The sequence below is a fragment of the Actinosynnema sp. NPDC002837 genome (genome assembly GCF_040295345.1).
Lineage (GTDB): Bacteria > Actinomycetota > Actinomycetes > Mycobacteriales > Pseudonocardiaceae > Actinosynnema.
In genome coordinates, this window is sequence record NZ_JBEOVG010000173.1 from 1 (window position 1) to 6,374 (window position 6,374).

The 6,374-nt window shown below is 75.1% G+C and carries 8 protein-coding genes; 2 read left to right on the forward strand and 6 right to left on the reverse strand.

What is annotated here, in order from left to right:
• The 3 genes from ABTZ99_RS44260 to ABTZ99_RS44270 all read right to left on the reverse strand — a co-directional run.
• The coding region (locus ABTZ99_RS44260) for a hypothetical protein (RefSeq protein ID WP_499619150.1) at nt 1–279 on the reverse strand (279 nt) is incomplete at its 3' end.
• A gap of 103 nt (nt 280–382) precedes the next feature.
• Nucleotides 383–3,166: a helix-turn-helix transcriptional regulator gene (locus ABTZ99_RS44265; protein ID WP_499619152.1), complete on the reverse strand. Its 2,784-nt coding sequence runs from the start codon at nt 3,164–3,166 to the stop codon at nt 383–385.
• Between the two features lie 81 nt (nt 3,167–3,247).
• Entirely contained in the window at nt 3,248–3,805 is a 558-nt protein-coding gene (locus ABTZ99_RS44270; protein WP_498786677.1) for a TetR/AcrR family transcriptional regulator, read from the reverse strand.
• 76 nt (nt 3,806–3,881) lie between these two features.
• Here ABTZ99_RS44270 and ABTZ99_RS44275 point away from each other — a divergent pair, with 76 nt between their 5' ends.
• Nucleotides 3,882–4,514 carry a DUF2231 domain-containing protein gene (locus ABTZ99_RS44275; protein ID WP_499619155.1) on the forward strand — a complete coding sequence of 211 codons (633 nt, stop codon included), beginning with the start codon at nt 3,882–3,884 and terminating at the stop codon, nt 4,512–4,514.
• A gap of 242 nt (nt 4,515–4,756) precedes the next feature.
• Here the strand turns inward: ABTZ99_RS44275 and ABTZ99_RS44280 are convergent, their stop codons facing one another.
• The 3 genes from ABTZ99_RS44280 to ABTZ99_RS44290 form a co-directional block, all read right to left on the reverse strand.
• Nucleotides 4,757–5,263: an MOSC domain-containing protein gene (locus tag ABTZ99_RS44280; protein ID WP_499619157.1), complete on the reverse strand. Its 507-nt coding sequence runs from the start codon at nt 5,261–5,263 to the stop codon at nt 4,757–4,759.
• Nucleotides 5,260–5,763: a peptide-methionine (S)-S-oxide reductase MsrA gene (gene msrA, locus ABTZ99_RS44285; RefSeq protein WP_498786674.1), complete on the reverse strand. Its 504-nt coding sequence runs from the start codon at nt 5,761–5,763 to the stop codon at nt 5,260–5,262. The genes ABTZ99_RS44280 and msrA overlap by 4 nt, the downstream gene beginning before the upstream one ends.
• A gap of 173 nt (nt 5,764–5,936) precedes the next feature.
• Nucleotides 5,937–6,170, reverse strand: a complete 234-nt coding sequence (locus ABTZ99_RS44290; protein WP_499619159.1) for a cellulose binding domain-containing protein — start codon at nt 6,168–6,170, stop codon at nt 5,937–5,939.
• On the opposite strand from ABTZ99_RS44290, the gene ABTZ99_RS44295 reads away from it, so the two are divergent.
• Nucleotides 6,160–6,374: hypothetical protein (locus ABTZ99_RS44295; RefSeq protein ID WP_499619162.1), on the forward strand; the 215-nt coding region annotated here is incomplete at its 3' end. The two genes, ABTZ99_RS44290 and ABTZ99_RS44295, sit on opposite strands and share 11 nt — an antisense overlap.

The following is a 6,374-nucleotide window of genomic DNA, read 5'->3' on the forward strand; positions in this document are numbered from 1 at the left end:
GTCGCACCAGACCTCGGCCGTGCCGAGCGGTGCGCTCGACGGCACGGCCAGCGACACGAGCAGGGGCGTCACCTTCCCGGGCTCGCGGGTGCGGCAGCTGCCGGCGGGGAGCTCGCCCAGGTACACCTGGCAGGAGTCGGGCACCTGCCACGTGCCCGTCGTGGTCCAGTCGTAGCTCGTGCCGCGGACGACCTCCGCCGGCTGCGCCACCGCCGGCGGTGCCGCGACGAGCAGCAAGGCGACGGTGAGCAGCACCGGGAAGGCACGACGCCCGGACATGGCCCCCCTTTGCGGTTCCGCGCGATGCGACGAGCGTGGCGACGGTCGCGGCGGACGGCATCGGGGCAACCCCTGATCCAGCACCCCGAACGTTGCGTTCCGGTCAGTCCAGGTCGCGCAGCGCGACCGCCGCCGCCGTCCGGCTCAGCACCCCGAGCTTGGCCAGCACGTGCGTCACGTGCGTCTCGACCGTCTTCAGGCTGATCACCAGCTCGTCGGCGATCTGGCGGTTGGTCCGGCCGGTCGCGAGCAGCCGGGCGACGTCGAGCTCCCGCGCGGTCAGGCCCTGCCGTCCCCGGCGGCGGGCGGCCTCGAACGACGGGAGCCGCCTGCCGAGCTTGCGCAGCTCGGCGACCGCCTGGGCGTGCAGCCGGCGGGCGCCGCAGGCCAGGAACTCGTCGGCCGCGCCGCAGAGCGCCTCCACCGCCTCGTCACGGCGGCCCGACCGGGCGAGCAGGGAGCCTGCCAGCAACCGGCTCTCGGCGGCGTCCACCCGTGCGCCGCACTCCTCGAACGCCAGCGCGGCTTCCTCGGCCAACGCCAGCGCGCGCTCCGGGTCGTCGGCGAGGTGCGCGGCCGTCAAGCGGGTGACGGCGCGGTGCACGGGGAAGCCGGCCGCGAACTCCCCGACCCCGTCCGCCCACCGCTTCGCCCGGTCGACGCGCCCGTGCGCGAGTTCGGCCGCGGTGAGGAACGCGTACCACAGGGGTCTGCTGAACGGGTCGACCCGCGACAGCGCCGGGCCTCCGCCCGCGTCGAGGACGGCGTCGGCGACCTCCGCCGAGGGGTCCGCCGCCAGCGTCGCCATGCCGTCGAGCAGCCGGGCGGTCGTGCGCCACCACCCGACGTCGCGCCCGGCGGCGACCGCGGCGGCCCCCGACCGGGTGGCGAGGTCGAGGTCGCCGACGAGCAGCGCGATCCAGCACCGCACGCCGTGCGCCATCGCGCTCAGCTCGCCGCTGCCCGACAGGATCGCCGCCTCCACCGCGTCCTCGGCGCAGTCCAGGGCCTCGGTCAGCCGGCCCTGCCAGCGCAGCGCGCACGCGCGGGCGGCCAGCAGGTAGGTGAGCAGGTGCCCCTGGCCCGTGCCCCTGGCCAGCCGGAGGCCGCGGTCGAGGTGCCGCAGCGCCTCGTCCCACCGCTGGTGGTGCAGCTCGCCCCACCCCAGCCAGACCAGCGCGTCCACCCGGTCGGTCAGCTCCTCGTCGGTGAGGGCGTCCGCCGCGCGTGCGGCTTCGGTCGCGCACCGGCTCATGGCCTCCTCGTCACCGGTCAGGAACGCCGCCATGACGGACATGCCCCGGGCGGCGGCGACCAGGGGCCGGTCGCCGAGGTCGACCGCCTGCCGCACGACGAGGTCGACCAGGGCCGCGCGGTCCGCGTCGAACGTACCCGCCATGAGCGACGAGGCGGCCAGCTCCAGCCGCAGCGTCACCGCCTCGCGGCAGTCGTCGGCGCCGAGTCGGGCCAGCTCGTCGGCGAGGAGTTCCCGTGCGGCGGCGTGGTGCCCGAGCAGGCGACCGGCGGTGGCCGCCAGGAGCACCGCCGGGACGCGCTGGGCCGCGGGTCCGGTCCGCAGCTCGCGGACCGCGCCCGTGGCGACCTCCAGGCCTTCGTCCAGCCGACCGGCGCGCACGAGCGCTTCGGCGAGCCGCACGGTGAGGCCCGGGGTCGACCCGTTCGCGGGCAGCAGCCGCAACGCGGCCCTGAGCCAGTGGGCGGCGGTCGCCGGTGACGCGGCCGACGCCTGTGCCGCGGCTGCCACCAACGTGTCGACGGCGTCGCGGTCGCCGAACCGCCCCGCCTGCTCGACGTGGTGGGCCCGCACCGCGAGCGGGCTGCCGCGGCGGCCGAGGACGGCCAACGCCCGCTCGTGCGCGCCGAGCCGCCAGCCCGGCGCCGCGGCCTCGTAGACGACCTGCCGCACCAGCGGGTGGCGGAACCGGAACCGCCGCGGCCCGGCCGGGCGGACGAGGTCGCACCGGCACAACGCGTTCAGCGCGTCGAGCACGGCGTGCTCGGGCAGGCCGCCGGTCTCGGCCGTCATCTCCGGCTCGAACGGGTCACCCGCCACGGCCGCCGCCCAGGCGACGACCCGCGTCGCCTCGTCGAGCACGTCCAGCTCGGCCCGCAGCGCCGCGCGGATCGTGGGCGGCAGGGGCGTGGCGCCCGCGGCCGGTTGCGAGGTCTTGACCAACGACTCCAGGTACAGCGGGTTGCCGCCGCTGGCCTCGTAGACCGCCCGCCGCCACGACGGCCCGCGACCGCGCCCGATCAGCTCGACGGCGTCGGCGAAGTCCAGCGGCCCCAGCTCCAGCCGGTGCCCGACGCCCGCGCGGTGCGCGTCCGACAGCGACGCGTCGAGGTTGACCGGCAGCGGCACGGCCCGGTGGGCCAGCACGAGGACGAGCGGGCCGCGAGGCGGGCGGCGCACCAGGTGCGCCCAGCAGTCCAGGGAGCCGACGTCGGCCCACTGCGCGTCGTCCAGGCTGACCACCATGCCGCGGACGCGGGACGCCGACTCCAGCGCCTCCCGCACGACGCGGTGCCTGCGGTAGCGCTCGACCGCTCCGGTGTCGTCGGCGGGGTCGAGCGTGGCCCGGTCGGCGGGGAAGAGGGCCGCGGGCTGTTTGCCGGTCAGTTCCTCCAGCAGTTCGGTCAGCGCGCCGTAGGGCACTTCCCGGTCGAACTCGGTGCCCCGGCTCGTCACCACCGCGAACCCCGCCGCGGCGGCCATGGCGTGGAACGACTCCAGCAGCCGGGTCTTGCCGATGCCCGGCTCGCCGACCACCTGGAGCACCGCCGGACGTCCGCGCCGGGCGGCGTCCAGCACCTCCGCCATCACCCGCCGTTCGAGATCGCGCCCGACGAACACCTCCGCTGTCACGATCCGTGATTCGACCAGGTCAGCGCGGGGGAGTTGAGGGGTGCGGAGGCGGACCACCCGAAGGGATGACCTGCGGTGGCGCTAACGGGTTCCCGGGTCGGGCAGTGCCGCGGTGACCAGGAGTTCGAAGGTGGGGCGGGGATCGGTCTCGTCGTGGCGGGCCACGCGGTGCAGGAGGTGGCCCTCGAAGCAGGCCGCGAGCGCGGTGGCGGCGCCCCGCGGGTCGCGCGCGCCGAGCCGGGCGAGCGCGACCACGCCGATCGCCTCCATGGCTTCGCGTCCCCGTGACAGCGCCGCTCGCAGTTCGGGCACGTGGCCCGCTTCCAGGAAGAGGATCAGCCGGGCGGCGGTCGCCGTGCGCGCGGGGCCCGTCAGGTGCTCGAACGCCAGGCACAGCGCGTCGACCAGCTCGGCGGGGCTCGTGGGCGCGAAGGCGATGCCGACCTGCGTCAGGTCGAGTTCGGCGAGCCGGCCGACGACACCGGTCAGCAGCGCCTGGCGGGTGCGGAAGTAGTTCGACGTGGACCCCTTCGCCAGCCCGGCGCGCTCGTCGACGCGGGCGTGGGTGAGCGCGCGGAGCCCTTGCGTGCCGAGGAGGTCGATGGCGGCGTCCAGCGCTCGTTGTCTCGTGGGCGTCACTCGATCACTATAGCCATAGTGACTTGGCACTATGAACGTAGTACCGTGGACGTGCTGCGAAGGGATGTGAGCGGTCGTGGAGGAGACCAAGAGGACCAACGCGTACTTGCGGTTGGTGGAGCGGCTGGAGCGCTCGGACGCGGTGGACGGCGTGATCGAGGCGGCGGATCCGCTCGCCCGACGGCTGGTGGCCCGTGACCCGGTGCGCCGCCTGCTGCACGGTGAGGCGACCGGCATACCGCTGCACGTCGTCGTCAAGGACGTGCCGTTCGGCGCGTGGTTCATGGCCCAGTTCCTGGACTGGTTCCCGGACGAGGGGTCGCGGCGGGCGGCCACGCGGCTGGTGGGCCTCGGCCTGCTCGGCGCCGTGCCCGCCGCGGTGACCGGGTGGGCGGACTGGGCGGCGACGGGGCGGGGTGGGCGGCGCGTCGGCGTCGTCCACGCCGCCGCGAACGGCGTCGCCACGGTCGTCTTCGCGGGCTCGTGGGCGGCTCGGGTGTGCGACCACCACCGGCTGGGTGTCGGCCTGGCCCGGGTCGGCGGGGTGGTGCTCGCGGCCGGCGGCTTCCTGGGCGGCTCGCTGGGCCGTCGGCGTCGGGCGGCGGCTCGCCGGGCGGGGCGTGCGGTGGTCCCGGGGCCTGCCGAACCTGCCGGGGTGAGCGGGGACGGATCGCCGGGCGGCGCGCGTGGTGGCCGGCCCGCGGAGTGAGCGTGCGGTCGGCCGGGTCGGTGTGGCGGTGGCCGGGTCTGGGGTGGAGGCCGGTCGATCGCGGGGCCGGGCCTGGGCTGGTCGCCGGGACTGCGTGACAGGGGCGGTGGGTTGTCGGCCGGGGGTGTAGTGGTGGCCGGGCCTGCGGGTGGAGGTGCGGTGGGTGGCCGGGCCGAGGGTGGTGGTCGCCGGGTTAAGTCGGCAGTGGGGCGGTCCGGGGCCGGCGGTCCGGGGCCGGCGGGTCAGGTGGTCAGGGTTGCCGGGCCGAGGCGGAGCACGCCGTCGTCCAGTGGGACGCACCGTTTGCCGCCGCGGCCGCGCAGGGCCTTCAGCGCGCCCGGCGCGATCACGACGTCCAGCCAGCCGCACGGGTTCGCGGGCCGGTGCGCCTCGAACCGCACCGGCCCGTCGCCCGAGTCGAGGGTGAACACGTCGTGCCGCGCGAGCCCGTCCACGTCGAACCCGCGCAGCACGATGTTGCGCCGCACCACCAGCGGGCTCGGCGTGGTGTGCAGGCCGAGCCCCCCGGTGACGTGCTCCAGCGACTCGACGGCGAAGACCGTGACGGCGGCCGTCCGGTGCGCGGGCCGGTTGTAGTAGCGGTCGCCCACCAGGCCCAGACCCGCCCGGACCACGACGTGGTCGCGCGAGACCGGCTCGGGGTCGGCCCGCGGCCCGTCGCCCGGCCGTCCCTCGTACGCGTGCACGGACGACACGTGCAGCGCCACGATCTCGACGGTCGTGCTCACCGCTCGCCGAGTTGCCACTCAGGTCGGACGTAGTGGCAGGTGTACCCGTTCGGGTAGCGCTCGAGGTAGTCCTGGTGCTCCGGCTCGGCCTCCCAGAAGTCGCCGGCCTGCGCCACCTCGGTGACGACCTTGCCCGGCCACTTGCCGGAGGCGTCCACGTCGGCGATCGTCGCCTCCGCGATCCGCTTCTGCTCGTCGTCGGTGAAGAAGATCGCCGAGCGGTAGCTCGTGCCGATGTCGTTGCCCTGGCGGTCGCGGGTCGTCGGGTCGTGGATCTGGAAGAAGAACTCCAGGATCTGCCGGTAGCTCAGCCGGGCCGGGTCGAACACGACCTCGATCGCCTCGGCGTGGCTGCCGTGGTTGTAGTACGTCGCGTTCGGGACGTCGCCGCCGCTGTAGCCGACGCGGGTGGAGACGACGCCCGGGTGGCGGCGGAACAGGTCCTGCATGCCCCAGAAACACCCTCCCGCGAGGACGGCCTTCTCGGTCACGGTAGCCATGTGGCGCTCCACTCCTCAGTCCGAAATATCTCCACCAGCGTGAACGCTCCCGTGCCCCGCTGTCATCCCGGGGTGGCTGTGACCCGCGGCTCCGCGTGCACGGTCAGGGCCCGGTGCGGAGGCTCGAGACCTCCGCACCGGGCCCTGACCGACTGCGAGCGGGCGGGTGGCCGCTACCTGGCCGTGCAGGTCGGCGTCATCCCGGCGCCGCTGCCGGTGGCCTGGTAGCCGAACTCGGTCGACTGGCCCGCGGCGAGGTTGCCGTTGAAGCTGACGTTGGTGAAGTTCACCGCGCCGGTGTTGCCGCTGCGGTTGACGTTCCACGAGTTGGTGACCGTGGCGCCGGACGGCAGCGTCATGGCGACGGTCCAGCCGCTGACCGGCGACGAGCCGGCCGTGACCTTCACCGTGGCGACGAAACCGCCCGTCCACTGGTTCAACGACACCGTCGCCGTGCAGCCGCCGGGCTGCTGCGACGTGGTGGTGGTCGTCGTTGTCGTCGTTGTCGTGGTGGTGGTGGTGGTGTCGCCGGTTGTGGTGGTGGTTGTGGTGGTGCTGGTGGGGCCGTCGGTGAGGGTGGGGGTGGTCCAGTCGCGCCATTGGGTGAGGTT